At 38.7% G+C, this 25,016-nt stretch carries 26 protein-coding genes, 1 other RNA gene, 1 riboswitch and 1 other annotated feature; of the genes, 21 read left to right on the top strand and 6 right to left on the bottom strand.

All coding sequences use genetic code 11. The annotated features are described in order from the left end of the window. Positions 1 to 73: 73 nt before the first annotated feature. The gene (locus A5889_RS02565; RefSeq protein WP_087640302.1) at positions 74 to 409 is read left to right on the top strand and encodes a hypothetical protein; all 336 of its coding nucleotides are present in this window, start codon (positions 74 to 76) and stop codon (positions 407 to 409) included. Between the two features lie 144 nt (positions 410 to 553). Here the strand turns inward: A5889_RS02565 and A5889_RS02560 are convergent, their stop codons facing one another. Beyond that, positions 554 to 1,408, bottom strand: a complete 855-nt coding sequence (locus A5889_RS02560; protein WP_087640301.1) for a helix-turn-helix domain-containing protein — start codon at positions 1,406 to 1,408, stop codon at positions 554 to 556. Between the two features lie 80 nt (positions 1,409 to 1,488). Here A5889_RS02560 and tadA point away from each other — a divergent pair, with 80 nt between their 5' ends. The 4 genes from tadA to A5889_RS02540 all read left to right on the top strand — a co-directional run bounded on the left by tadA (position 1,489) and on the right by A5889_RS02540 (position 3,358). Then, positions 1,489 to 2,001: a tRNA adenosine(34) deaminase TadA gene (gene tadA / locus A5889_RS02555; RefSeq protein ID WP_176372782.1), complete on the top strand. Its 513-nt coding sequence runs from the start codon at positions 1,489 to 1,491 to the stop codon at positions 1,999 to 2,001. 39 nt (positions 2,002 to 2,040) lie between these two features. Next, positions 2,041 to 2,127, top strand: an RNA gene (gene ffs, locus A5889_RS02550) — signal recognition particle sRNA small type. Positions 2,128 to 2,363: 236 nt separating this feature from the next. Then, a complete protein-coding gene (locus A5889_RS02545; RefSeq protein ID WP_087640300.1) occupies positions 2,364 to 2,621 on the top strand; it encodes a hypothetical protein in 258 nt (85 codons plus the stop codon). Between the two features lie 29 nt (positions 2,622 to 2,650). Further along, positions 2,651 to 3,358 (top strand): hypothetical protein, encoded by a 708-nt coding sequence (locus A5889_RS02540; RefSeq protein WP_087640299.1) that lies wholly within the window; start codon positions 2,651 to 2,653, stop codon positions 3,356 to 3,358. A 97-nt stretch (positions 3,359 to 3,455) separates the two neighbouring features. Here A5889_RS02540 and A5889_RS02535 read toward each other — a convergent pair whose 3' ends face one another. The 4 genes from A5889_RS02535 to A5889_RS02520 all read right to left on the bottom strand — a co-directional run bounded on the left by A5889_RS02535 (position 3,456) and on the right by A5889_RS02520 (position 7,509). After that, on the bottom strand, positions 3,456 to 3,998 hold the full coding sequence (locus A5889_RS02535) for a DUF5067 domain-containing protein (RefSeq protein ID WP_087640298.1): 543 nt from the start codon (positions 3,996 to 3,998) through the stop codon (positions 3,456 to 3,458). A 200-nt stretch (positions 3,999 to 4,198) separates the two neighbouring features. Continuing rightward, entirely contained in the window at positions 4,199 to 5,008 is an 810-nt protein-coding gene (locus A5889_RS02530; RefSeq protein WP_176372804.1) for a TPM domain-containing protein, read from the bottom strand. Further along, positions 5,008 to 6,150, bottom strand: a complete 1,143-nt coding sequence (locus tag A5889_RS02525) for an ATP-binding protein (protein WP_087640296.1) — start codon at positions 6,148 to 6,150, stop codon at positions 5,008 to 5,010. The genes A5889_RS02530 and A5889_RS02525 overlap by 1 nt, the downstream gene beginning before the upstream one ends. Before the next feature lie 126 nt (positions 6,151 to 6,276). Beyond that, the gene (locus A5889_RS02520) at positions 6,277 to 7,509 is read right to left on the bottom strand and encodes an SPFH domain-containing protein (protein WP_087640295.1); all 1,233 of its coding nucleotides are present in this window, start codon (positions 7,507 to 7,509) and stop codon (positions 6,277 to 6,279) included. 190 nt (positions 7,510 to 7,699) lie between these two features. Between A5889_RS02520 and A5889_RS02515 the strand changes: the two genes are divergently transcribed. The 6 genes from A5889_RS02515 (at position 7,700) to argS (ending at position 15,133) form a co-directional block, all read left to right on the top strand. After that, positions 7,700 to 9,736, top strand: a complete 2,037-nt coding sequence (locus A5889_RS02515; RefSeq protein ID WP_087640441.1) for a penicillin-binding transpeptidase domain-containing protein — start codon at positions 7,700 to 7,702, stop codon at positions 9,734 to 9,736. A 421-nt stretch (positions 9,737 to 10,157) separates the two neighbouring features. Continuing rightward, a complete protein-coding gene (tsaB, locus tag A5889_RS02510; RefSeq protein ID WP_087640440.1) occupies positions 10,158 to 10,877 on the top strand; it encodes a tRNA (adenosine(37)-N6)-threonylcarbamoyltransferase complex dimerization subunit type 1 TsaB in 720 nt (239 codons plus the stop codon). Continuing rightward, positions 10,861 to 11,409: a ribosomal protein S18-alanine N-acetyltransferase gene (gene rimI, locus A5889_RS02505; RefSeq protein WP_087640294.1), complete on the top strand. Its 549-nt coding sequence runs from the start codon at positions 10,861 to 10,863 to the stop codon at positions 11,407 to 11,409. The genes tsaB and rimI (A5889_RS02505) overlap by 17 nt, the downstream gene beginning before the upstream one ends. Positions 11,410 to 11,413: 4 nt before the next feature. After that, positions 11,414 to 11,878, top strand: coding sequence for a ribosomal protein S18-alanine N-acetyltransferase (gene rimI, locus A5889_RS02500; protein ID WP_087640293.1), 465 nt, complete (start codon positions 11,414 to 11,416; stop codon positions 11,876 to 11,878). Further along, entirely contained in the window at positions 11,875 to 12,915 is a 1,041-nt protein-coding gene (gene tsaD / locus A5889_RS02495; RefSeq protein WP_087640292.1) for a tRNA (adenosine(37)-N6)-threonylcarbamoyltransferase complex transferase subunit TsaD, read from the top strand. Before rimI (A5889_RS02500) ends, tsaD begins: the two co-directional genes overlap by 4 nt. A 51-nt stretch (positions 12,916 to 12,966) precedes the next feature. Next, positions 12,967 to 13,167, top strand: a binding site (T-box leader). A gap of 274 nt (positions 13,168 to 13,441) precedes the next feature. Continuing rightward, positions 13,442 to 15,133 carry an arginine--tRNA ligase gene (argS, locus tag A5889_RS02490; protein WP_087640291.1) on the top strand — a complete coding sequence of 564 codons (1,692 nt, stop codon included), beginning with the start codon at positions 13,442 to 13,444 and terminating at the stop codon, positions 15,131 to 15,133. Positions 15,134 to 15,209: 76 nt separating this feature from the next. Here argS and A5889_RS02485 read toward each other — a convergent pair whose 3' ends face one another. Next, positions 15,210 to 16,163, bottom strand: coding sequence for a Gfo/Idh/MocA family protein (locus A5889_RS02485; protein WP_087640290.1), 954 nt, complete (start codon positions 16,161 to 16,163; stop codon positions 15,210 to 15,212). 199 nt (positions 16,164 to 16,362) lie between these two features. Here A5889_RS02485 and A5889_RS02480 point away from each other — a divergent pair, with 199 nt between their 5' ends. From A5889_RS02480 to purB, 10 genes are all read left to right on the top strand, one after another. Continuing rightward, entirely contained in the window at positions 16,363 to 16,884 is a 522-nt protein-coding gene (locus tag A5889_RS02480) for a hypothetical protein (RefSeq protein WP_087640289.1), read from the top strand. 19 nt (positions 16,885 to 16,903) lie between these two features. Beyond that, complete coding sequence (locus tag A5889_RS02475) at positions 16,904 to 17,104, top strand: hypothetical protein (protein ID WP_087640288.1); 201 nt, start codon at positions 16,904 to 16,906, stop codon at positions 17,102 to 17,104. Between the two features lie 82 nt (positions 17,105 to 17,186). Next, positions 17,187 to 17,807 carry a glycoside hydrolase family 73 protein gene (locus tag A5889_RS02470; protein ID WP_087640287.1) on the top strand — a complete coding sequence of 207 codons (621 nt, stop codon included), beginning with the start codon at positions 17,187 to 17,189 and terminating at the stop codon, positions 17,805 to 17,807. 17 nt (positions 17,808 to 17,824) lie between these two features. Then, a complete protein-coding gene (locus A5889_RS02465) occupies positions 17,825 to 18,508 on the top strand; it encodes a hydrolase (protein ID WP_087640286.1) in 684 nt (227 codons plus the stop codon). Between the two features lie 196 nt (positions 18,509 to 18,704). Further along, a complete protein-coding gene (locus A5889_RS16470) occupies positions 18,705 to 19,763 on the top strand; it encodes an NlpC/P60 family protein (protein ID WP_087640285.1) in 1,059 nt (352 codons plus the stop codon). A 90-nt stretch (positions 19,764 to 19,853) separates the two neighbouring features. After that, a riboswitch (purine riboswitch) is annotated at positions 19,854 to 19,951 on the top strand. 72 nt (positions 19,952 to 20,023) lie between these two features. Further along, complete coding sequence (locus tag A5889_RS02450; protein WP_087640284.1) at positions 20,024 to 20,605, top strand: xanthine phosphoribosyltransferase; 582 nt, start codon at positions 20,024 to 20,026, stop codon at positions 20,603 to 20,605. A 2-nt stretch (positions 20,606 to 20,607) separates the two neighbouring features. Next, positions 20,608 to 21,921, top strand: coding sequence for a nucleobase:cation symporter-2 family protein (locus A5889_RS02445; protein WP_422389709.1), 1,314 nt, complete (start codon positions 20,608 to 20,610; stop codon positions 21,919 to 21,921). A 163-nt stretch (positions 21,922 to 22,084) separates the two neighbouring features. After that, a complete protein-coding gene (purE, locus tag A5889_RS02440; RefSeq protein ID WP_087640283.1) occupies positions 22,085 to 22,573 on the top strand; it encodes a 5-(carboxyamino)imidazole ribonucleotide mutase in 489 nt (162 codons plus the stop codon). Next, positions 22,566 to 23,687, top strand: a complete 1,122-nt coding sequence (gene purK, locus A5889_RS02435; protein ID WP_176372803.1) for a 5-(carboxyamino)imidazole ribonucleotide synthase — start codon at positions 22,566 to 22,568, stop codon at positions 23,685 to 23,687. The genes purE and purK overlap by 8 nt, the downstream gene beginning before the upstream one ends. 18 nt (positions 23,688 to 23,705) lie before the next feature. Then, the gene (gene purB, locus A5889_RS02430) at positions 23,706 to 25,001 is read left to right on the top strand and encodes an adenylosuccinate lyase (RefSeq protein WP_087640281.1); all 1,296 of its coding nucleotides are present in this window, start codon (positions 23,706 to 23,708) and stop codon (positions 24,999 to 25,001) included. Positions 25,002 to 25,016 lie beyond the last annotated feature (15 nt).

Below are 25,016 nucleotides of genomic sequence, written 5' to 3'. Positions count from 1 at the left end.
CCTGCTTTTTTATTACCTCAATTTTTAAGAGTGTGTTATCATGATAATAGAGAGTAAGAAGGAGCTGAATGAGATGAAAACATCAACAAAAATCAGTATTGGATTAAGTATTGCAGCTGTGGCTAGTGTATCTGTAGCAGTGATCGCTTCAGAAAAAATCGCAAAAAAAGTTTACCATGTAACCAATCGCTGCAAAGCTAAAAAATTTGTGAATGATAAATTTGGCGGTAATGAAAAATTATTAAGTATCGTTGATAAACTATCTGATGATGAATTGGATTCTATGATGGATGTCTTAGGAAAAGTAAAGGACAGTGGAAAAAAGATTTCTTCATATGGAGAGTCTCTAAAGGATAGTACTGAGAATGTAAAAGATCGTTTATTTAGTTTTATTGATGAATTAATGTAATTTGACCAAAATAGTTATAAAAATGGTGTTGAGACAAAAGTCGGTCAGGTTCGAGGACTTACAAAAGACCTGACTTTTGACCACCGTTTATTACGATTTGGAGTGCGTCACAAAACGGATGTTTAGTTTTGCGACGCACTCCTTTCATTTTGTAATAAGTAAATAGCAAAAGACTAGATCGTCCATTTTTTTTAAGGATAGACCAGTTTGCTCATAAAATTTTTCGATACGATAGTGTAACGTGTTTCGATGCATATATAAGTCTTTAGCAGTAGAGCTAATATTTCCCTGATGATGCCAAAGGGTCAAAATAATTTGTTTGAATTCAGGAGAAAAAACAAGCTGTTTTGAATAGGCATGGATTATTCGGCTTTCTTTCATACTCTTTTTAGTATAATGATGGATCGCTACATCACTTAAAGAAAAAACAGACTGCGCTTTTAAGTGACTGGATTCCTCTAAGAAAATTTGCTGTTCCTCATGAAATAGAGCTGATAGATGGTCGTCAGCTGGGTAAAAATTTCCCACGAATGCATTGGTAGAAGAGTCAAAATCAGCATCAAGCGTTAAGAAAATGCTCTGAATATCCGTCAAATGATAGTGATTTTTTGTATATTGTTCAATCAAAAGCCCGTTATTTTCATCGGTGAAAAAGAAATCTACAAAGGCAGGAAAAATCTCTTTCATGCTTTGCTCCCATTCTTTCTGTAAAAAAGCTTTCGGCTTTTTGAGTTGAAATTGTATGATACGAAACGATCCGCTCGCTTCAACATTTGCCTGATTAAAGAGATAATCAAACCAAGGATGCTTTTTTAGATCCACAGAAAAATTGTTGGATAAAAATAATTTTTGTAGTAAATATAACTCTTTTTCACTTAATATGTCTTTAGCAATGACAAAATAATCGCCATTGATCGGTAATGAAAGCTTGCTGTCGTTTGCTTTTTCTTTTTGAAGTTTTCCTTCAGGGTATAATTTCATTAATTCTTCGATAGTCATAGACACACCTCACTTGTTTATTGTACCATGAATAGGATTGAATCGTTTAATTATTCTAGTTTGTGAAAGGCGGAAATTACTTGAATGAAAAGACAAGTCATCTAACACAAGAAGCAAAAAAACAATTTATGCTTGAAGCCATCAAAGAAGCGAAGAAGGCAGAAACGCTGAATGAAGTGCCGATCGGTGCGGTTGTTGTGATCGATGGTGAAATCGTTGGGCGGGGGCATAATCTTCGAGAAGATAGTTTAGATGCAACAGCTCATGCAGAAATGTTTGCGATCAAAGAAGCTTGTAAGAATATCCAGAACTGGCGCTTGGAGCGCGCACAGCTTTTTGTTACATTAGAACCTTGTCCGATGTGCAGCGGTGCAATGCTTCTTTCGCGTGTGGAGGAAGTCTATTATGGCGCTAAAGATCCAAAAGGGGGGACTGCTGGAACATTGATGAATTTATTGGACGATGATCGTTTCAATCATGTTGCATACGTAGAGTCCGGTATTTTAGAAGAAGAATGCGGCATGTTATTGACTACTTTTTTTCGGAAGTTACGTGAGAAAAAGAAACTTTTAAAAAAACAAAAGAAAGACTAGCCAAGCAATCGAAAATGCGGTATACTAAATCTTGCCGAAAGGCTAGGACAATGGTGGGCTTACGAAGCGTGTCAGATCCGGAAGGAAGCAGCACTAAGTGAGTGCCGCCATGTGTCTGATTGAATTGTTGATTGATCAAAGCCGAGAAGGCTTTTTTTGTTTATATAAAAAGACTGGTACTTCTAACTAGAATTCAACTGAATCTAAATTAGATGCGCCAGTCTTTTTTTAGCAGAATGATCTCGATCGGTGCGCTTTTAACGACTGAAATATGAGAAATAATGTTAAGGTGATTTGAGCGATTGTCAGACGAGATTTTATTATTATATAATTAAGTTGTTGTAAGGAAAGGGGAGTAAAACATGAGAAAAAGTTTTGTTATAATTATTGTTCTTTTTGCCGTGTTGTCAGGTTGTACAAGCAAAGAAGAGAAGGCAGAATCGGCTTATAAAGAAGGGAATTATCAAGAAGTTGTCGCGTTGTTAGAGGAAAACAAGGAGAAGTCTGAACAAAGTGAAAGTATCTATTTATTTTCAAAAGCTCAGTTGGCTTTTGAAAAAGAACATTATCAAGAGGTAGTTGACTTGCTTGCTGACAAAAAAAACTGGATAATAAAGTAAAAGATGCTTATCAAATTTCAAGCGCTTAAGTGAATCTAAAGAAAAAAGAGTATAAAGCGGCAATTGATTCACTTCAAGGATCAGAGACAAAAGAAGCTGAGGAATTCAGGCAAATAAGTTATTATGAGTTATATTTGTCGGAAATTTCAACTCGTCTAATGAACAATGATGCAGAAGGAACATACGAGCAGTTATTAGCGGCTCAAAACGTATTAAACGAAGAAAATATGGATAAATTAAATAAAGTGATCGAAGAACAAATCAATGATAAGGTCAAGGAGTCTGATATCAATAATTTTTATAGTTTGGAGAAATTAGCGACTCTCCTGAATAAGGAAGAAAAAAATAGTTTGAAAAAGCTCTCAGACTTTATTGGAGAGACCCTTTCTGCAAATGAAAAAAACAAGTTTGATGCATTCATGAATCGCATTTGGGTGAGAGAAGACGACTCATTGAAGGGACTTAAATTAGCGATTCAGATCTCACAGGAAAATAGCTTTGCCACCATTTTAGAAACATCACCAGAAGCACCGGAATTTAAAGTCAATGATATTAAATGGAGAAATATTCAGTACATCAATAGTACAACTTTTCGTTTTGAGGATTTATCGACCAGTAAAAACTACTCTGAAGCAGTCGGAACGATCGATTATTCTGGGGAGAGTATCGAGGTTCATGTGACTGCCCAAGCCAATGCCACTGGAACGAGTCAACTACTGGTACCTGTGAAAGAATAGACGATCAGAAGCATTGGTTTTTGTTAGATAGTGACTTTTTTGAATGAACTAACAAAAAGAGCAGTGAGCCAAATATCCGGCAAACTGCTCTTTTCTTTTATTTTAAGTCAATTTTCTTCTCACCAAGCTCTTTTCCAGCCATTCCCTGTGTTGCCTTTAAAACAACCGGTGTTTCAGTATCGTCTAAATCATAAGAAATAATTGCTTTGACTTTACCGCCTGGTTTGATATCATCTGATTGATGTTCTGTGTATTCTGCAAAGCGTTCATCTTGTGGTGTCATACCAACATTCAGCCGATTGATCGTATTTTCACCCTCCTGTGTTAATTCCATACAAGCAATCCAGACAGTAGAAGCAGACAGAGGTTCTTTACTGTCATTTGTCACTTCATAAGTCAGTGCTAATTGTGGTTTTTCTCTATAAAGAGCTGTATCAGCAGGTAACACTTCTGTAGAAAGAATTTTCACTGTAGCCATATCGATTTTTAAAGTATCATCTTTAAAATACGCATTGCCTTCTTTTTTTTGAGATGTCGAAGAGTCTGCACTACTTTTTTTTGTTGTATTGTCGTTGCTGCTGCATGCAACCAAAGTCAATCCGCACAATGTCAATATGCCGAAACCCAGAATTTTTTTCACTACTTATATCCTCACTTTTCTCATTTTTAGACTAGCTGTCAATGATTATCCAGCATGAATCGATTAACTCTATACTACCTTGAAACAGAAGAAATAACAAGATAACTTTGAGATAAAAAAAAGAAAATGATCCTTCTGAAAATGAAAGAAGGACCACTTAAAATGCTAAAAAAATGATAAAAACATAAGTATTTATTTAATTAAAATCCTCGACTGCTACCGCCAAAAGTCCCTCCGCCTGTAGAGTGTGTGCTGCTGCCGCCACCACCACCAGAGCCTCCGCCATTTGAATTGTTTCTAGGGATCCGCCGCGTGGTAACGAAAGAATTGATCAGCCGATCATTTTTACTTGTTAAATGCAGCGTTGCTTTTTCTCTGAAAGGATAAGAATAAGTACCAAATTTCAACTGGTATTTTGAAACGCTGATTGCAAAAAAGATGCCGCTTAAAATAACGGAGGCAATCAAAGCAATCAAAATTTCAGTGGTCGTTAGCACCTTATAACGTGTGATTTTACCTGTTTCTGTATCTACACGATAATGACCTCCAGGAACGCCTTGATCGAAGAATCTGCTAGTATCCTCAAGAAATGTTTGTGCAGCTTGAAAATAATTTTTATTTGTCAAACTAGGACCTATATTATCCTGCATTTGGTCGTTTCGTTTATCCGTCAGATAATCGATCATATTGCCTGAGGTAGAAATCACTGATTTTCGTTGATTCATGTCAATATAAAAAGTGACACCATTTTGATCCTTGCCAATTCGGTCAAGCATATAGTAATCTGCAAATCGAGTAGAATCGATCTCATTGTCGGTATTGGTAACAATAAAAATGCGTGCTTTCGTTTTTGCTTCGATCGGAGCAATCATTTCTTTTAATCGATCAACTTGTTCACTGGTAAAAAGCCCAGCTTGATCATCGATCGAATCTTCTGCAGCATAACTTTGTACGCTAAAACCAAAGAGAAGAACAAAGCATGTAAGAAACCATAAAGGCATTTTTTTTATCATATGAACCAGCCTCCGATCAAAAAAAGAGCTAATAAGAGAGAGAATAGACCGAAAGTGAAAAGACCTAAACGTTTATAGCTGACAGGAAGGATCCCGCTCACTTTTCCTGTTTGACCATTCATTGCGAAGTAGTAGACTTTCTTTGATTGTTCATTGCTTCTATAGGTCACTAACCAAATAGGTAAAAGCATATAATGATTTTTTTCATCTGCTAGAGAAATATCCGTTCGCAATTTTGTTAAGGAAGTATAGCCAGCAGCTGTATCCCGTAGTAAGGATTCAGAATAATCTTTGAGTTCGTTTTGAATAGCCTGTTGAATTGCTTCATATTCTATATCTCGTTTCTCTGCTTGAAAGCCAGCTAAATACTGGCTTTTAAACGAGCGAGCTTTATCGATAGGAAAAGGTTGGACTGTTTCGACCATTTTTTGCTGAGTATTTTTAGATAACGCATTTTTGATCAGTTCTTTGAATGAAATTTTTCCTTGTCGTGTAACCTCGAATTGTTTTGTTTCTGTATATTCCAGATCTCCGACTCGCCAAACCCGTAAAGTGGTCCCCATAGCATTCAGTTGACCATCGATATCGGCATCAACTACCCAATAAGGAAAATAGACCCCAGTCAATTTATCGATTTGCTCTTTATTGAAAAAATCTTTAGGAATAAACCATTTTTTCTTGGTCCAGGCTAAAAACGTTTCGACAGCTTCTTCTTTTTCGATCGCAAAAGGTAAGACTTTCTCCGGCAAAAAGGTCCCGCTTAAACGACCAGATAAAACAACTGGGTTATGACAATAATAGCAATAGGTAGCGGCTGTCGTTGCTTCTGTGACGATTTGGGCACCGCAGCTCGGACAGTTGAATAATTCCATATCGTCTTTGTTACTATCGGAAGTATCGTCAAACGCAGCTGCTTCATCAGAATTCATTCGATCAGCCTTTGCGTCTGCGGTATAAGTCAAATCCTCTTCAATGGCGGGATCTTCTAAATGAGCGTCGCGCTGAGACTGTTCATATGCTGTGACTTCTGACTCAGTATAAACATTTAAGCAGTATTCACAATGAAACTTTTGATCTTTAGGATCAAACAATAAAGGACCGTCGCAATTGGGGCATTTGTGTGTAAAAGTGTCCGTCATAATGTTTCCTTTCTTATTTGGCAATCTGATTCAGTTTGGACTGCTAAATAGGCTTGTTTAGTTTTAGAGTGCGAAACAAAACCGTTTTTTAGCTTTGTTCCGCACTCAGATTTTCTGTGTTGCTATTTATAATGGAATTCCTTGAAAAGGTTTGCCGCAATGCGGGCAGAATTTAGGAATACCGTTAGATAGGTCAACGACTTCACTACATTCACTGCATTTCATTTCTAATTTTGGTTTCTCATTGGTTGGCTTCGGTGTGCCGCAGTTAGAGCAGAATTTCCCTGAATTTTCTGTCCCACATTGAGGACAAGTCCAAGTATCAGCTGAGCCTTGGGCATTTTGCTGATTTTGTTTTTCCTGCATTTGCTGCTGATTGGTTTGAGAAGCTTGAGCAAAATAATTTCCGCTAGTATTCATGCCCATACCAACGCCCATAAATCCGTTCATTGCGCCTCCTTCATTGCTTCCAGCGGCTTCCATTCCACGGGCCAATGATCCTTGAACATAGCCTTCGCGGACACTTGGATCACTCAACATCGCTCCTTGATTACGCATATTGATCAATTTCGTTGAATCATCCGTGTATGAAATGCTAGCAACTGCAACAGAAACGATCTCCATCCCACGAAGTTCACGCCATTCGTCATCTAAGGCTTGTGCCATATATTTGCTTAATTCTAAACTTTTTGATGGTACATAAGAAATGCGCTCACCGTCTGCAGACATTTTATTGATTGCAGATTGAAGAGCTGTTAAGAATTCTGCTAAATATTGTTCGTTGATATCATTAATATCTACTTGGCTTTTATTTCGAGGAATCGCATTTGAGAAAAATAGTAATGGGTCTGTGATCTTGATCGAATAATTCCCATGCGCTCGTAAAAACAATTCTGCATTATAAAAATTATCAAAGTAATTAAGGGGAGAAGAAGTCCCAAATTTGATTCCTTTGATTTCTTGTAAATTGATATAGAAGACTTGTTGTTTTTGAGGAGTCACACCGCCAAATTTAAAACGGTCAAAACTTTCTGAAATTGCTGCTTTTAATGAACCATTGAACGCCGAAGGAGCGGAGTCATTTTTCACTGTGTAATAACCTTCTTCAGCAGTGTAATCAATGATTTTACCACCATCGACTAAAATCATCATCGTATTTGGGTACACATGTATAACAGAACCATCCGTCAAAACATCCTCTGTTCCTTTACGGTTAGAGCCGCGCTTATCATTTTTACGAACAAAAATTCCCTTGGTCATAACGGTCGTATCACCCATATCAGCAGGTTCAATGACTTCGATCCATTGATCCGCTAAGCCTCCGCCAATCGCACTTGTTGCTGCTTTGATAATTCCCATTCCAAATTCCTCCTTGATAAAAGTTGTACGTGAAAATAGTATACCATAAACGAAGAAGGTAAAAATACAGCTAAGGTATAATAAGCTTATTGATTTTTTGCTAAGCTTCCTCTTTTTATAACGAATAAATGACAAGATTGAGGTATAATAAAGAAGACATTTTAAAATGGAAGAGATGGGGGAATCGCTAGTGGAAAGAAGAACACAAAAGAAGTCAAAAAAACCGATAATTTTAGTAATTAGCGGGATAATAGTTGTTGCTGCTTTAGGTGGTGGTGTTTTTGCTTATAGTGCATGGCAAACTAAGCAAGAAATAAAGCAAGCGGAGAAAACAGCGCAAACTTTTTTAAAACATTTATCTAAGCAAGAGTTTGATCAGCTTCCTACTGTGTTGAGTGAAGAGTCGATCAAAGACAATGGATATGATAAGAATCAATTAGTCGAAAAATATGAAGCGATCTTCACTGGGATACAAGCACAAGGAATCAAGAGTAAACAGGTAAAAGTTGAAAAAGAAGCTAGTGACAAGTTCACATTTAGCTATCAACTAGAGATGACGACGCCGTTAGGTAACTTAAAGGGTTTATCCTATAAAACGACGATCGATAAAGAAAAAGACAACTACAAAATCAACTGGCAACCTAGCTTGATTTTTCCGAAGATGTCTGGTCAGGATAAAGTCTCTATTGGCGTAGATACTGCGGCGCGTGGAGAAATCGTTGATCGTAACGGAAAGGGGCTTGCTGTAAATCAAGCTTTTGATCAGGTTGGTATTGTTCCAGGAAAACTTGGAGAAGGAGACGCAAAAACGGCAAACATCAAAGCTTTCAGTGATCAGTTCAATGTTCCTGTAGATGAAATTGAACAACATTTGAAGCAAGCTTGGGTCCAAGATGATTCATTCGTGCCGATCAAAATATCCTTTGATCCGATCACTGATTTGCCACAAGGTGCGGCTTCACAAGATAAAATTGTCCGATACTATCCACTAAAAGAAGCAGCTGCACAATTGATCGGCTACGTTGGAACAGTGACAGCAGAAGATATTGAAAAAGATCCTTCTTTAAGCAGCACTGGTGTCGTTGGGAAAGTTGGGCTGGAACAAGCCTTTGATAAAGAATTACGTGGACAAGACGGTGGAAGTATCACTATTACTGATGAAAATGGACAGGAAAAAAGTGTTCTTCAAAAAGTAGAGAAAAAAGATGGTCAGAAAATTCAATTGACGATCGATAAAAATGCACAGTCACAAGGCTATGCTATTTTTGCAAATCGTCCAGGCAGTGCTGTTGTGATGGATCCTCGGCAAGGGGATTTATTAGCGACTGTCAGTTCACCATCTTTTGATCCGAATAAGCTTGCAAATGGTATTTCTCAAACAGAATATGATGCGTATGCTAATAATGAAAATTTACCATTTACAGCAAGGTTTGCTACAGGTTACGCACCAGGCTCGACCTTTAAGACGATCACAGGTGGTATTGGTTTAGATGCTGGGACACTTAAGCCGGAAGAAGAGCTTGCGATCAATGGATTGAAATGGCAGAAGGATGCTTCTTGGGGCGACTATTTTGTGACGCGGGTAAAAGAAGCAAGTCCTGTCAACTTACGAACAGCATTGGTCAACTCTGACAATATCTATTTTGCAGAACAGACGCTGCGTATGGGGGAAGAAACTTTTAGAAAAGGGCTGGATAAATTTATTTTTGGTGAAAAACTAGACTTGGCCATTCCGATGAATCCAGCTCAAATTTCAAATGAAGACTCGTTCAAATCAGAGATTCTATTGGCAGATACAGGTTATGGTCAAGGTCAGCTTTTGATCACACCGATCCAGCAAGCGGCGATGTATACAGTTTTCCAAAATGAAGGTAAGCTGGTCTACCCGAAAATCGAGTTGTCTAAAGAGACAAAGACGAAAGAAAATGTAATTAGTTCAAATGCGGCTAATACGATCGTGACGGATCTTCTTGGCAGTGTGGAAGATGCAGATGGTTACGTGCATAATATGTACAATCCTGAATTCTCATTGGCTGCTAAAACAGGAACAGCTGAAATCAAAGAGAAACAAGATACCGTTGGCAAGGAAAATAGCTTCCTTCTGGCTATGGATCGCAGCAATAATAAGTTCTCTGCGATGATCATGGTAGAAGACTCTAGAAAAAATGATACAGCGACAGATATCAGTAAACCGTTGATTGATTATTTAGAAGCAACCTATAAATAAATGTAGAGATAAAACAAGCTATTTTTGAGTTAGCTGTCAATTTATTAAAATTTAGGAAACCTTAAGAGAGCGAGACAAAACTAAAAATCAGTTTTGTTTCGCTCTCTAAACGTGAATAAACGGCGAAAAAAAAGCAGCTCCTTCGGAAATAAGCAGAAATTCACTAAAATTTGAAAAGCAATTTTCGTAAATTCTTTCTTATTTCTCGGAGCTAAACGCTTTTGTCTCAGCCTCATTAATTTCGAATAAACGGAAAAAAAAGCAACTTCTTCTTAATTTTTTTGGAGCTAAATGTTTTTGCCTCAGTCTACGTTTTCTTGTGCTTTTTATATTTATTTAGAAGAACACTTGGACTTTTTTACTGCTTCGAAAAAATATGCTACAATGAAACAACTACCTAATGAAAGAAAGGGATTTTTTTGTGCGTATTTTAGCAATAGATACCTCGAATCAGACATTATCTATCGCAGTTTGTGATGAGGAAAAAATTTTAGGACAATATACTATAACCGTGAAACGCAATCATAGTTTGACATTGATGCCAGCGATCACACAATTGATGAAAGATATTGGTTTGAAACCCAAAGAGCTTGATCGAATTGTCGTTGCGCAAGGTCCGGGTTCATATACGGGGTTGAGAATAGGTGTAACAACTGCCAAAACATTAGCATACACGCTGAATAAAGAATTAGTTGGAATTTCTAGTTTGAAAACGGTAGCGGCGAACTGTATTTCGGTCAAAGGTGTGATCGTTCCGTTGTTCGATGCTAGAAGAAATAATGTTTATACAGGAGCCTATGAATACATAAATGGTGAATTACAGACGATCATTGCAGATCAACATATTTCTTTAGAAGAGTGGTTGAAGCAATTGAAGGAGTTTGAACATATCTATTTTGTCGGTGAGGATGCTGTGAAATTTCAAGAACAAATAAAAGAAATCTTGCCGGATGCTGTGATCAATACGATTCCTCAATGGCAGACCCCAAACGCTTCCGTACTTGCTGGACTTGGAAGAACAGCAGAACCTTCAATGGATATTCATCATTTTTTACCGGATTATCTGAAACGAGTAGAAGCGGAAGAAAATTGGCTAAAAGAACATAAACCTGAAGGAGAAACATATGTTGAAAAGATTTAATCCTTTCAATAAGCTTGCAGGCTTACTTTTTAAAACTCGGCCTTATGAAGCAAAAACGATTCAGCTTTCTAATGAAGATTATTTCGTGCGGGCAATCAAATTTGAGGATATCAAGGATTTATTATCTATCGAAAGGGAAGTCTATGCCGGTGAAATGCCATGGACGAAAACCGCCTTTTTAATGGAGCTGCAGGCAACAGACCCTCATTTGTATTTGTTGATTCAAAAAGAAGGAAAAACGATCGGTTTTATTGGTTGTCGATTGTTTGGGAAAGATGCGCACATTACAAATGTCGCAGTTTCTACTGCCTATCAAGGAAAAGGGATCGGTAGTTTTTTGATCAAAGAAATTCAGCAGTTTTCTGTTTTGAATAAATGCGAAACGATTTCATTAGAAGTGAGGATCAGTAATAAGAATGCTCAAAGAGTCTATAGAAAATTAGGGTTTACATCAAGTACGATCAAGCAGGAGTACTATACTGAAAACAAAGAAGACGCCCTTGAAATGGTGTTGTCTTTAAAAGAAGAGTGATCAAATGTATTGTTTAAAAGAAGAGCTGCCGATCGAGTCTGCTGCTGAAAAGTTATGGCAATTATGTGAAAACGCGTATGAGCATGGTTCTCCGTGGTCATTGGAGCAATTCAGTGTTGATCTGCAGCAAGAAGTAATGGATTACCTTGTAAAGATCGAAGAAGACGAATGGCAGGGATTTATCAGTTACCAGCAAATTTTAGATGAGGTCGATATATCTCATATCGTTGTCCAAAAGAAGTTACAGGGAATGGGCGTAGGCAGTCAATTGTTGGATCAGGCTATTCAGCTTTTTAAAGAGCAGGGAATCAAGACTGTTTTTTTAGAAGTCCGAGCATCCAATTATGCGGCTCAGCAGTTATATCTGAAAAAAAAATTCGAGACGCTTAGTCGCCGAAAAAAATATTACACACGTCCAGTAGAAGATGGAATTGTAATGTGTTTAAAAATTAAGGAAGTGGAACAATGACTTTTTTTTATAAAGAAAGAAAACTGATCTTGGCAATCGAAAGCAGCTGTGATGAAACGAGTGTCGCAGTAATTGAGAATGGCGATCAAATTTTATCCAACATAGTTGCTTCTCAAGTGAAAAGTCATCGTCGATTTGGCGGTGTCGTGCCGGAAGTCGCGAGTCGTCATCATGTGGAGGAAATCACGCTGTGTATCGAAGACGCATTGATGGAAGCTGAGGTAGGACCGGCTGATTTAAGTGGAGTGGCAGTGACTTACGGACCTGGCCTTGTAGGCGCATTATTGATTGGAATTTCCGCTGCAAAGGCTTTTGCATGGGCTCATGATCTGCCGTTGATTCCAGTCAACCACATGTCTGGCCATATTTATGCGGCTCACTTTGTAGAGCCGTTACAATTTCCTTTGATGGCGTTACTCGTCAGCGGAGGGCACACAGAGCTAGTGTATATGAAAGAAACTGGCTCCTTTGAAATCATCGGTGAAACAAGAGATGATGCTGCTGGTGAAGCGTATGATAAAGTTGGACGGGTGTTAGGATTAAGTTATCCGAGCGGTAAGGAAATTGATACACTGGCTCATTTAGGGCAAGATACGTATCATTTTCCACGAGCGATGATGAAAGAGGATAATTATGACTTTAGTTTTAGCGGGTTAAAAAGCTCGTTTATCAACACTGTTCATAATGCACAACAACGGGAGGAAGCACTTAGTATCGAAAATCTGGCGGCTAGCTTTCAAGCGAGTGTGATCGACGTATTAGTTGACAAAACAATACGTGCTTGTAAAGAATATCCTGTGAAACAATTAGTTATGGCCGGCGGAGTTGCTGCAAATCAAGGATTAAGAGAACGATTAAGTCAGGAGATCGCTGATCAATTGCCAGAAACAACTTTTATTGTTCCTCCATTAAGACTATGTGGGGATAATGCTGCGATGATTGGTGCGGCAGCATTCGTCGAAGCAGAAAAAGGCCATTTAGCTGATGCTCATCTAAATGCAGAACCTAGTTTGAGCTTTAAAACGATCGGTCAATAATTAAGGACTAGGCATATTCGTAAAATTTTGCTATAATAAATCCAGTTTCATATTGATTCGTTGAAAAAGAGAGTACTTTATCTAAGGTCATCACAAGCGATTTCGGGACGGTGTAAGCCGAAAATGACAAGTAAAGGAAGCGCACTTTAGAGGATCTGCACAAGCAGACGGCTATCTACCGTTATTAGATTAAGTGGGTCTATCGTAGAATGGACAATTAGAGTGGTACCGCGGGAAATTCTCGTCTCTGGTGTTTTTAAACACCAGGGACTTTTTGTTTTGAAACACTGCGATTGGCAAAGCCAGAGCAGATGTTGAAAAGTAGTTGGCGATGAATGGAGCGAAGTATCAAAGCGAAGGAAACACCGCAATTGATGAAACTTGCATATCTGTTGAGAAGTTTTCAGTAGTCAAAGAAAGCCATATTCTTAAGTAAAAAGTAACGATGAGTAAGAATAAAGGAAACATTAACTGTGCGAGCGCAAATGAACTAAAAATGAATAACCTAATATATAGGAGGAGAAAGATGAATAACAAAGAAATCGTAGCAAAAGCTATTTATGCAGTAGTGAAAGATGATCTATCTTTAGAGACAGTCACACAATTATTAGAAAATCCTAAGTCAGTTGACCATGGCGATGTGGCTTTTCCAGCTTTTTCATTAGCAAAAGTCTACCGTAAAGCACCACAACAAATTGCTGCAGATTTAGCCGAAAAAATCGAAGGTTCAGATTTTGAAAAAATTGAAGTGGTTGGCCCTTATTTAAACTTTTTCATGAATAAAAAGATGGTCAGTCATGCAGTGATCACTCAGATTGCCAAAGAAAAAGGTCATTATGGGGATAGTTCTATTGGGGGAAAGGGCAGTGTACCGATCGATATGTCATCGCCGAACATTGCAAAACCAATTTCAATGGGGCATTTACGTTCAACAGTCATTGGTAATTCAATTGCCTTTATTCTCGAAAAAATCGGTTATTCGCCTGTTCGTATCAATCATTTGGGCGATTGGGGCACTCAATTTGGAAAGCTGATCGTTGCTTATAAAAAATGGGGCTCAGAAGAAGGCGTCAAAAATGCGCCAATTACAGAATTACTACGTCTATATGTGCAATTTCATGAAGAGGCGGAAACACAACCTGAATTGGAAGAAGAAGCACGTGCGTGGTTCAAAAAACTTGAAGAAGGGGACCAAGAAGCTACTGATTTATGGCAATGGTTCCGTACAGAGTCACTAAAAGAGTTTGATAAAATCTATGGTATGCTTGAAGTGTCGTTTGATTCTTATAATGGGGAAGCCTTTTATAATGATAAGATGGCTGAAATCGTTACAATGCTGGAAGAAAAGCATCTACTGCAAGAAAATCAAGGTGCTGAAATCGTTGACCTATCTGCGTATGACTTAAACCCTGCGTTGATCAAAAAATCAGACGGGGCAACACTATATATCACCCGTGATTTAGCTGCAGCAGTTTATCGTAAACGGACGTATGATTTTGCTAAAGCAATTTATGTCGTTGGTAACGAGCAGTCAAATCACTTCAAACAGCTAAAAGCTGTGTTGAAAGAATTAGGTTTTGAGTGGTCGGATGATATGCATCACGTACCATTTGGATTGATTACACAAGGCGGTAAGAAGTTATCTACGCGTAAAGGGAAAATCGTTCTTCTAGAAGAAGTCTTGAATGAAGCAGTTTCGCTAGCGAATAAGCAAATCATGGAAAAAAATCCTGACTTGCCAAATCGCGAAGAGGTAGCAAGACAAGTAGGGATCGGTTCAGTGATTTTCCATGATTTGAAAAATGATCGTTTGAACAATTTTGATTTCGTACTAGAGGAAGTTGTGCGTTTCGAAGGTGAAACAGGACCATATGTTCAATACACTCACGCTCGCGCAATGAGTATTTTAAGAAAAGCGGATTTCACGATCGATGAAACAAAAGAATACGCTTTGAACGATAAAGAAAGCTGGGAAGTAGTAAAATTACTTCAAAAATTCCCAGATGTCGTTTTGCAAGCTGCTGACAAATATGAGCCTTCAGTGATTGCAAAACATGCGATCCAAGTTGCTCAAGCGTTCAATAAGTATTATGCCCATGTGAAAATTTTAGCTGATGATGCTGAGAGAGAATCACGTTTGGCTTTAGTTTATGCAATGGCTACGATCATCAAGGAAGATTTACGTTTATTAGGTCTTCATGCACCAAATGAAATGTAATAATTAAAAAGAAAAAAGCAGTTAGTCCCTGTTTATTTAGGGTCAACTGCTTTTTTGATTTTTACACTATTTTTGATTACTTTTGCCATTCTTGCTGCATTTGATCTAATAGATCGATCACGTCTTTTGTCAAGAATAGAGAACGATTTGACAAGGTTCCTTCGATCATTTGGATCATATTGTCGATTTCATAATTCAGTGCTTGAAAACTATCACCAGAGACGACCGTTTCAACTGTGCCGTCGTTGAAGAAAATTTTTGCTTCATCTGCTCGAGGATAGTCGTTGATCACCAAATAGGCATTTTCAAAAGCCACAACTCCTTGTTTGGGCATCTTTGCCTGAAAACTTAGTGAAACAGTGGCTATTTCTTGTGCATCATTTTGTAAAATAGTAGCCGATTGTTCATCTACTCCTGTAGAGAAAGGCTGCATCACAGAAGCGACTACTTTAGGCTGTGCACTCAAGAACCAACGGGCGAAAGAAACAGCATACGTTCCAATATCCAAAAGAGCACCGCCAGCTAATTCGGGATTAAAAAAGCGGTTGGTTGGATCGGGCTCTTTGTAACTGCCAAAAGGCGCCTGAATCATTTTTAGCTTGCCGAAACGACCAGAATCGATTTGGCTTTTTAGCTCATGATATAAAGGCATATTAAAAATCGTCATAGCTTCAGCTAAAATTAGATTCTTTTCTTCAGCTAGTTTCATCGCTTTAGTTAGTTCAGCGCTATTCATAGTGATCGCTTTTTCGCAAAGAACATGCTTCCCTGCGTGCAGAGCTTTCAAGATGTGGTCGATATGTTGTCTGTTTGGTACTGCAACGTAGATGATATCGATAGAATCATCTGACAATAGTTCCTCGTATGAGCCATATGCAGTAGGGATATTATGCTGTTTAGCAAATTCCTCTGCCTTACTCAATGTACGTGAAGCAACTGCATGTATGCTGCTGTGTTTATGCTGAAATGTTTCTGTAAAGCTTGTTGCAATATCACCAAGTCCGATGATGCCCCAATTATAATTTGCCATTGTTTGTTCCTCCTAATTAAAAGATCATTTCTATTATACATGAGAAGTATGAAATCGTGGTTAAATTTAAGCAAATGGAAGTTAACGTAAAAATTATTAGAGAAAAAGGTGAATGTTTCTTAAAAAAACGAAAATAAGTGGAGCAAAGAGATGCTTTTTTTTGATATTTTCAGTAAAATAAAGAAAGGAGGCGAAAGTCATGCACCAAATGTATATAGATATTCTTATCGATGCAATTATAGAAGAGTTTGAAACAGAAGAGACGTTTTATACCGACTATCTCCAAACGTCGAAAGAAAACTGGGAGAACTGGAAAAAAGGTCATACCAGCTTGACTAATGAAGAAATGCAAAAGGTGAAAAATCTTTTTACTGATTACGAGTGGATGCTGACACAAAAAGTGCTGCGCCAAACCATTCTTTTTCCAGAAAAAAGGAATATCGCTGTGTCTGAATATAAGCGATTAAAAACCTTGATCGCCAAAAAATGGCTGCAGTCTGGAGCAGGAGTGGCTGAATTGATCCCTTCAAAAAACAAGGCCGAACATGTAGAGCAAGCATATATCGATTTGAAAGTTACAGTTTCGTATGGTGAATGGGGCTTTGATGATATCGTTACGTTTCGCTTGCCGGCCACTTTACAAGGTCAGCTGGAAGGATCGAAAGTAGAGCTATTAGATTGGGTAAATGAAAATTTAATGGGAACTTACGTTGGTGAATAAGTAAGTGAGGAGTTTTTTTGTGAAACAAATTTTAGGCATATTATCCGTCATTATAATGTTAGGTGCTGTGATCTATGTATTTTTTGGACATGATACAGCAAAAGACAAGACAAAAAACACAACTGAAACAACAACAGAAGTAAGCCAAACGACCATGACGACAACATCTAAGGAACCAACGAAAACTTCGACAACCATGACTACGACAGCTGTAGATTGATTGTAATGAAAAAAACTGATATAATCAGTCAGCCATTGTCCGTTTTTTTTACGGAATGAATACACGATAAAGTAGGGAATGTATGAATAGTCAAAGGTATAAAAAGAAAAGAAGACAATCAAACTTACCGGCATTATTTGCGGGACTATTGATTGTTGGGGTTGCATTTATCTTTTCCATCAATGTGTTATCAGATAGTTCTAAAACTGAAGAAAATACGGCACAGAAAAATGAACAGGTGTCAAAAGAAGAGTTTATCGATAGAATCAGCCCGCACGCACAAGAGTTGCAGTCTTCTTATGGCGTTTTACCTAGTATTATTATTGGACAAGGAATCTTAGAGTCAAACTGGGGGCAAAGCACGCTTGCCTCTAAATATAATAATTTATTTGGAATCAAAGCGTATGGTGATCAGAAAAAAGTGAATCTTGAAACGAAGGAATACATCAATGAAGAGTGGATCGTGATTCAAGGTGATTTCAGAGTTTATGATACTTGGGAAGAATCAATGGATGACCATACTCGATTGTTTGTCAATGGTGTCACTTGGAATCCTCGTCTATATGAAAATGTGTTGTTGGCGAAAAATTATAAAGAGGCTGCACAAGCTTTACAGGATGCAGGCTATGCAACAGATCCAACCTATGCTGAAAAAGTTATTCATGTGATCGAAAGCTATGATTTAAACAAATACGATCATTAAGAAAAAGGAGGAGTTAGATGGAAGAGAAATGGGTACCGGAAATCGTCACACCGCTGAAGCAGGATATTGTACAAGTGCCGAAGGTGATTGCACAGGCAAGCGGGATCAGAATTTTTGGAAAGAAAATCAAGTCGATTATTTTTACTACGGATATTGCGATCATTCGGAATACGGATGCAAATGCAGTCATTGCTGTTTATCCATTTACCCCGCATCCGGCGATCACTAAAAGCATTATAGAAGCAGCAGATATTCCTGTATTCTCAGGAGTGGGCGGAGGTTTGACGCAAGGACAACGTTCTGCGTATATGAGCCTTTTTGCAGAAGCTCAGGGATCGATTGGGGTTGTATTAAATGGGCCGACACCAGTTGAAACAGTTGAGATGGTTTGTGAGGTTGTCGATATTCCTGTCGTTAGTACGGTGACGTCAATCCATACGCCAATCGATGAAAAAATAGCTGCTGGAGTGACGATGATCAACATTAGCGCTGGAAAAAATACAGCAGAAACCGTTCGCTATTTCAGAAAGAAATACCCTACGTTGCCGATCATTGCAACAGGAGGACCGACAGATGAATCAATCACTGAAACGATCGCAGCTGGTGCAAATGCCATTACCTATACTCCGCCTAGCAATGGTGAACTTTTTAGTCATAAAATGGATAAGTATAGGAATTTAGAAAAAGAAAACGATCAGTAGGATTGGTGAACAACATACTAAGTGATAAATGAGGATAAAAATTTCCTTATGATCACTTTTTTTGATGATTACAAAAATCAGGTTATATTACAAAACGATGAAAAATTAAATAAGCTAGCTTTACTAGTCTATAATTATTTTATTTTTATGTTATCATTAATTTAAATCGAATGAGAGAGTAGGAGTTGGGAAAATAATGAAAAAGTATTGTTACATAGTTGGGGCTGCTTTGTTGCTCTTTGCGCTTGGATCGACCCAGTCGGCGGAAGCGACAGAGGTGTTTGGAGACGAAAGCTATCAGGAAGCGCTTGACGCTGGTTATACAGCTGAACAAATCCAGAAAATTCAGGAGATGCCTGATTTTTCGTTAGAAACGATCGAAGAACAACCAGCAGCCAGAAGTGCGGTTACATTTGCAGCAGCTTCACAGAAAACACAAATTGTAAACGAAGCCAGAAGACATCTAGGTAAACCTTATGCTTGGGGTGGAAAAGGTCCGAATGTGTTTGACTGTTCTGGATTGACTCGTTATGTATACTTACAAGTGACGGGAAAAAACATTGGTGATTACACAGTGCCGCAAGAAAAATCTGGTGATCAAATCAGTGTTGCTCAAGCAGAACCTGGGGATCTTTATTTTTGGGGTGCTAAAGGAAACACGTATCATGTAGCGATTGCAATAGGAAATCACCAATATATCCACGCACCAAATGTGAATGAAGTGGTCAAAATCAATTCAACCACCTATTTTAAACCGGATTTCGCTGTACGAGTGATTAAAAATAGTGCACCTGCGATTCCTAATCTAGTGAGCTATCGTACGCATGTCCAAGATTTTGGCTGGGGCGGTTATGTAGCAGCAGGTCAATCAAGTGGAAGTACTGGACAAAAGAAACGATTAGAAGGTATTCAAATCAAGCTTGACTCATCTGTTAACGGAGGAATCCAATACAAAACACATATTCAAGATATTGGGTGGCAAGGTTGGAAAGCAAATAATGCGTTGAGTGGAACCACAGGACAAAAGAAACGGTTAGAAGCGATTCAAATCCAATTGACCGGAACTGCAGCCACACAATATGATGTGCAATACCGAGTCCACTCCCAAGATTATGGCTGGCAAGCGTGGACTAAAAATGGACAATCTTCGGGAACACAAGGATTGTCTAAACGTCTGGAAGCAATCGAAATCAGAGTGGTACCTAAAAATACTGCATTACCTACAGGCGGAAAAGCCGCATTCATCAAAAAATGAGGAACAAATAAATAATAGTTGTAAATAAAGCTCTGTAAGATTTCAATGAAAATTTATTCTTTTCATTGAAATTTTCAGAGTTTTGTACTATTGTATAGTAATACAAGAGCTTATATATGGTCATAATATGGATGACTGTCTCTACCCGACACCGTAAATGTCGGTCTATAAGCGAAAAAGAGTCTGAGGGCCTTTTTTGCTTTTTGCAGGAGAAGGCTTTTTTTGTTTTTATAAAAAATAGAATGAAGGAGTCGGAAGTAATGGAAGAACTAGTAAACCGAATCAAAGAAGACGGGAGAGTTTTGGGGGATGGCGTATTAAAAGTTGACAGCTTTGTTACCCATCAGGTCGATCCTATCTTGATGGAAGCAATCGGTTATCGTTTTGCAGAGGTATTTGCAAATGCGGGAATTACAAAAGTTGTTACGATCGAGGCTTCGGGGATTGCTCCAGCTCTTTTTGCAGCCAAAAAATTGAACGTACCAATGATTTTTGCTCGTAAAGCAAAAAGCTTAACAATGGACGAAGAGTTATTGACCTCTTCTGTATACTCTTTTACGAAACAAGTAACGAGTCAGATTTCAATTTCTAGAAAATTTTTATCCAGTGAAGATAAAGTATTGATCATTGATGACTTCTTAGCAAATGGTCAAGCAGCAAAAGGACTGATCGAATTATGTCAACAGGCTGGTGCTGACGTGGATGGCATTGGCATCGTGATCGAAAAGTCGTTTCAAGATGGTCGCTCGCTGTTAGAGGAAATGGGGATGAAAGTCGTATCTTTAGCTCGAATTGCGTCTCTACAAAATGGTGAAGTCGAATTTCTTGAGGGGGATGCGTAAAGTTGGCAAATGAAGAAAATCAAAACAAAGAATTGAATCAACAAAATCCTGAAAACGGCAAAGCAGCTGTTTTAGGGTTGCAGCATTTATTAGCAATGTATGCTGGCGCGGTAGCTGTTCCATTATTGATCGGTACAGGACTGAATTTTAATTCAGAACAGATGACTTATTTGATTTCCATTGATATTTTTATGTGCGGAATAGCTACTTTACTACAATTGACGGTCAATCGATTTTTCGGCATAGGGTTGCCTGTTGTATTAGGATGTGCGATTCAAGCCGTTGCTCCATTGATTATGATTGGGAACGATAAGGGGATCGGCGCGATCTATGGTTCGATCATTGCTTCTGGGATTTTTGTAGTGTTAGTTTCAGGAATATTCTCGAAAATCAAAAAATTGTTTCCTCCATTGGTCACAGGAACGGTGATCACGGTGATCGGATTGACCTTGATTCCAGTAGCTGTTGAAAAAATGGGCGGAGGAATGGCTTCTGCAAAAGATTTCGGTAATGGCACGAATTTATTATTAGCATTTATAACGATCGCTTTGATTATTGTTGTTCAAGTTTGGGGTCGAGGCTTTATCAAATCGATTGCGGTTCTTGTTGGGTTAGTCGGTGGCACGATTTTAGCGGCAGTCTTAGGTCAAGTCGATCTAGCTCCCGTCGGTGAGGCTACTTGGTTCCATTTCCCGCAACCTTTTTATTTTGGCGCACCGACATTTGATCTTTCATCTATCGTCTTGATGGTGATCATTTCAATTGTCAGTATGGTCGAATCGACAGGTGTCTATTTTGCTTTAGGGGATATTACAGGAAAACATATCGGAGAAGAAGAGCTTAAAAAAGGATATAGGGCAGAAGGATTAGCAGTTATTCTTGGTGGAATCTTCAATACGTTTCCTTATACCGGCTTTTCTCAAAATGTCGGTTTGGTCCAGCTTTCAGGAATCAAAACTCGCCGCCCGATTTACTACTCAGCATTTTTCTTGATCGCTTTAGGACTATTGCCGAAAGTTGGTGCTATAGCTCAAATTATTCCAGAACCTGTTTTAGGTGGAGGAATGCTGGTTATGTTTGGCATGGTAGCTGTTCAAGGAATGCGGATGTTATCTAAAGTTGATTATACGAACGATAAGAATTTGCTGATCATTGCGATATCAATTGGTTTTGGCCTTGGATTCAATATGATGCCGACTTTATTCCAGCAAATGCCTGAGACTTTACGTATGTTTACTGGAAACGGAATTGTAATGAGCAGTCTGACTGCTATCATTTTGAATCTACTTTTCAACGGTTTGAAATCAGAGGAATAATTGAATAAACAAAATAAAGAAAAACCGAATGTTCGTTTGGTTTTTCTTTATTTTATCTGTATATACGAACGATAAGGTTAAAAATCACTATAATATTCGATTTTATTTTGACACCTTGCTTGAGCCTTGCTAAAATGAAGGGGAATAGAGAAAGGGGAATCTTATGTCTGTCGTGGTTTCAGTAGTAATGGGAAGTACATCGGATTGGCCGACAATGAAAGAAGCGTGTGATCGTTTAGAAGCATTTGGAGTTCCTTATGAAAAAAAAGTCGTATCTGCTCATCGAACGCCGGACTATATGTTTAGTTTTGCTGAAGAGGCAAGAGCCCGTGGCATTAAAGTGATTATCGCAGGAGCTGGCGGTGCTGCCCACTTACCAGGGATGATAGCTGCTAAAACTACATTACCGGTGATAGGAGTGCCTGTTCAGTCGAAGGCATTAAATGGATTGGATTCATTGTTATCGATCGTTCAAATGCCAGGAGGTGTCCCTGTAGCAACGACTGCGATCGGTCGTGCAGGAGCAGTCAATGCAGGATTGCTTGCAGTTCAGATGCTTTCCATGTATGATGTAGAGTTAGCAGGGAAATTAGACGCTGAGCGTAAATTTCTTGAACAAACAGTGATGGAAAGTAGTGATGAACTTGAATAAACCATTATTGCCGGGTCAAATGATCGGGATCATTGGTGGCGGACAATTAGGCAGAATGATGGCGCTTAGCGCTAGGGAGATGGGCTTTCGTATAGGCGTTTTAGATCCGACTGTTGACTGTCCGGCAGCACAGGTGGCTGATTGGCATTTACTGGCTGAATATGATGATGTTGAAGCGCTAAAAGAATTAGCTAGTCGTTCCCAAGTGTTGACTTACGAATTTGAAAATGTCGATGTTGAGGCGTTGATGCAGGTGCAAGATTTGACAGAGATCCCTCAAGGTTCCGATCTTTTAGCGATTACTCAAGACCGCTTATTAGAGAAGTCGTTCCTTGAAGAAAATAATATCGTGATTGCACCATATGCAACGATCGTTAGCCCAACAGATATTCAAGATGCGATCGACGGTATCGGTTACCCATGTGTGCTGAAGACAACTAGAGGCGGTTATGATGGCAAAGGGCAATTTGTCTTATACAGTACTTCCGATGTTTCTTCTGCGATGCATCTATTAAGAGAGGGAACCTGCGTCTTAGAAGCTTGGATTCCTTATGAAAAAGAGATATCCGTCCTAGTGAGCGGAAATGGGCAGGGACAATATACTGTTTTCCCTGTCGTAGAAAATATTCATCGTAACAATATTTTGCATGAAACGATTGCGCCAGCTAGAGTCAATGATGACGTTGTTGCTGAGGCACAACGCATCGCTCGTGTCATTGCCGAATCGGTCGATTTAGCTGGAACACTAGCTGTTGAAATGTTTTTGACCAATGATGGTGGTATTTATGTAAATGAGTTGGCACCAAGACCGCACAATTCTGGACATTATTCGATCGAAGCGTGCTCGATGAGTCAATTTGATGCCCACATTCGAGGGATTTGCGGCTGGCCGTTGGCTGAAGTTGAACTATTATCAGAAGCAGTGATGGTCAATATTTTAGGTGATGAAATGTATGAAACGATGGATGTGATTGCTGAAAAACCAGAGTGGCATTTTCATTATTATGGTAAAGCAGAAGCAAAGAAAGGCCGCAAGATGGGGCATATCACGATTTTGACAGAGGATATATACGAAACCCTAGAAGAAATTTATCAAACAACTATTTGGGATTAAAAAGGAGCAGATAAACGAATGATTGATCGTTATACACGACCAGAGATGGGTGCTATTTGGACAGATGAGAACCGCTATAAAGCTTGGTTGGAAGTTGAGATTTTAGCTGATGAAGCTTGGGCAGAACTAGGTGAAATACCAAAAGAAGATGTGCAGAAAATTCGTGACAATGCTTCATTTGATGTTGCTCGAATTTTAGAGATTGAAGAAGAAACGCGTCATGATGTTGTGGCATTTACTAGAGCTGTATCCGAAACGTTAGGTGAAGAACGTAAATGGGTACATTATGGTTTGACGAGTACAGATGTCGTTGATACAGCTTATGGCTATCAATTGAAGCAGGCCAATGATATTTTAAGAGCAGATCTCGCACGTTTTACAGAAATCGTTGGTGAAAAAGCTAAAGAACATAAAGATACAGTCATGATGGGTCGTACACACGGTGTTCATGCTGAACCAACTACTTTTGGATTGAAGCTAGCTTTATGGTATTCAGAAATGAAACGAAATATTGAGCGTTTTGATCATGCAGCTAGAGGCGTAGAGGCTGGGAAGATCAGTGGTGCGGTTGGAACGTTTGCGAATATTCCTCCTTTTGTTGAAGAATATGTTTGTGAACATTTAGGCATCAGAGCGCAGGAAATTTCTACTCAAGTTTTACCGCGAGATCTGCATGCTGAATACGTTTCTGCAATGGCGCTGATTGCAACAAGTATCGAAAAATTTGCAACAGAGATCCGCGGCCTGCAAAAATCTGAAACACGAGAAGTGGAAGAGTTTTTTGCAAAAGGTCAAAAAGGTTCATCTGCGATGCCGCATAAACGAAACCCGATCGGTTCAGAAAATATGACAGGGCTTGCTCGTGTGATTCGCGGACATATGGTGACAGCCTATGAAAACGTTACTTTATGGCATGAAAGAGATATTTCCCACTCATCGGCGGAACGAATCATTATTCCAGATACAACGATCTTACTGAATTATATGTTGAATCGCTTCTCGACGATCGTGAAAAATCTAACTGTTTTTCCAGAGAATATGAAACGCAACATGGAGGCGACCTTTGGGCTGATATATAGCCAGCGAGTATTATTAAAATTGATCGATCACGGTATGACAAGAGAGGCAGCTTACGATTTAGTTCAGCCGAAAACGGCTTATGCTTGGGATCATCAAACGGCGTTCAGACCATTACTTGAAGCTGACGAAAAGATCACCTCGGTGTTATCTAAAGAAGAGCTTGATGATGCATTTGATTATAATTATCATTTAAAAAATGTTGACATTATTTTTGAGCGTGTCGGACTAGCGTAATAGAAAAAAGAGAGT

It is taken from the genome of Enterococcus sp. 9D6_DIV0238 (assembly GCF_002174455.2).
Classification (GTDB): domain Bacteria; phylum Bacillota; class Bacilli; order Lactobacillales; family Enterococcaceae; genus Enterococcus_L; species Enterococcus_L dunnyi.
This window is presented reverse-complemented; position numbering and strand designations above follow the sequence as displayed.

Coding starts and splice junctions, on each gene's coding strand:
- A5889_RS02565 (WP_087640302.1), top strand. CDS start 74: ATGAAAACATCAACAAAAATCAGTATTGGATTAAGTATTGCAGCTGTG.
- A5889_RS02560 (WP_087640301.1), bottom strand. CDS start 1,408: ATGACTATCGAAGAATTAATGAAATTATACCCTGAAGGAAAACTTCAA.
- A5889_RS02545 (WP_087640300.1), top strand. CDS start 2,364: ATGAGAAAAAGTTTTGTTATAATTATTGTTCTTTTTGCCGTGTTGTCA.
- A5889_RS02525 (WP_087640296.1), bottom strand. CDS start 6,150: ATGACGGACACTTTTACACACAAATGCCCCAATTGCGACGGTCCTTTA.
- A5889_RS02520 (WP_087640295.1), bottom strand. CDS start 7,509: ATGGGAATTATCAAAGCAGCAACAAGTGCGATTGGCGGAGGCTTAGCG.
- rimI (WP_087640294.1), top strand. CDS start 10,861: ATGTTGAAAAGATTTAATCCTTTCAATAAGCTTGCAGGCTTACTTTTT.
- rimI (WP_087640293.1), top strand. CDS start 11,414: ATGTATTGTTTAAAAGAAGAGCTGCCGATCGAGTCTGCTGCTGAAAAG.
- tsaD (WP_087640292.1), top strand. CDS start 11,875: ATGACTTTTTTTTATAAAGAAAGAAAACTGATCTTGGCAATCGAAAGC.
- argS (WP_087640291.1), top strand. CDS start 13,442: ATGAATAACAAAGAAATCGTAGCAAAAGCTATTTATGCAGTAGTGAAA.
- A5889_RS02485 (WP_087640290.1), bottom strand. CDS start 16,163: ATGGCAAATTATAATTGGGGCATCATCGGACTTGGTGATATTGCAACA.
- A5889_RS02480 (WP_087640289.1), top strand. CDS start 16,363: ATGCACCAAATGTATATAGATATTCTTATCGATGCAATTATAGAAGAG.
- A5889_RS02470 (WP_087640287.1), top strand. CDS start 17,187: ATGAATAGTCAAAGGTATAAAAAGAAAAGAAGACAATCAAACTTACCG.
- A5889_RS02465 (WP_087640286.1), top strand. CDS start 17,825: ATGGAAGAGAAATGGGTACCGGAAATCGTCACACCGCTGAAGCAGGAT.
- A5889_RS16470 (WP_087640285.1), top strand. CDS start 18,705: ATGAAAAAGTATTGTTACATAGTTGGGGCTGCTTTGTTGCTCTTTGCG.
- A5889_RS02450 (WP_087640284.1), top strand. CDS start 20,024: ATGGAAGAACTAGTAAACCGAATCAAAGAAGACGGGAGAGTTTTGGGG.
- purE (WP_087640283.1), top strand. CDS start 22,085: ATGTCTGTCGTGGTTTCAGTAGTAATGGGAAGTACATCGGATTGGCCG.
- purB (WP_087640281.1), top strand. CDS start 23,706: ATGATTGATCGTTATACACGACCAGAGATGGGTGCTATTTGGACAGAT.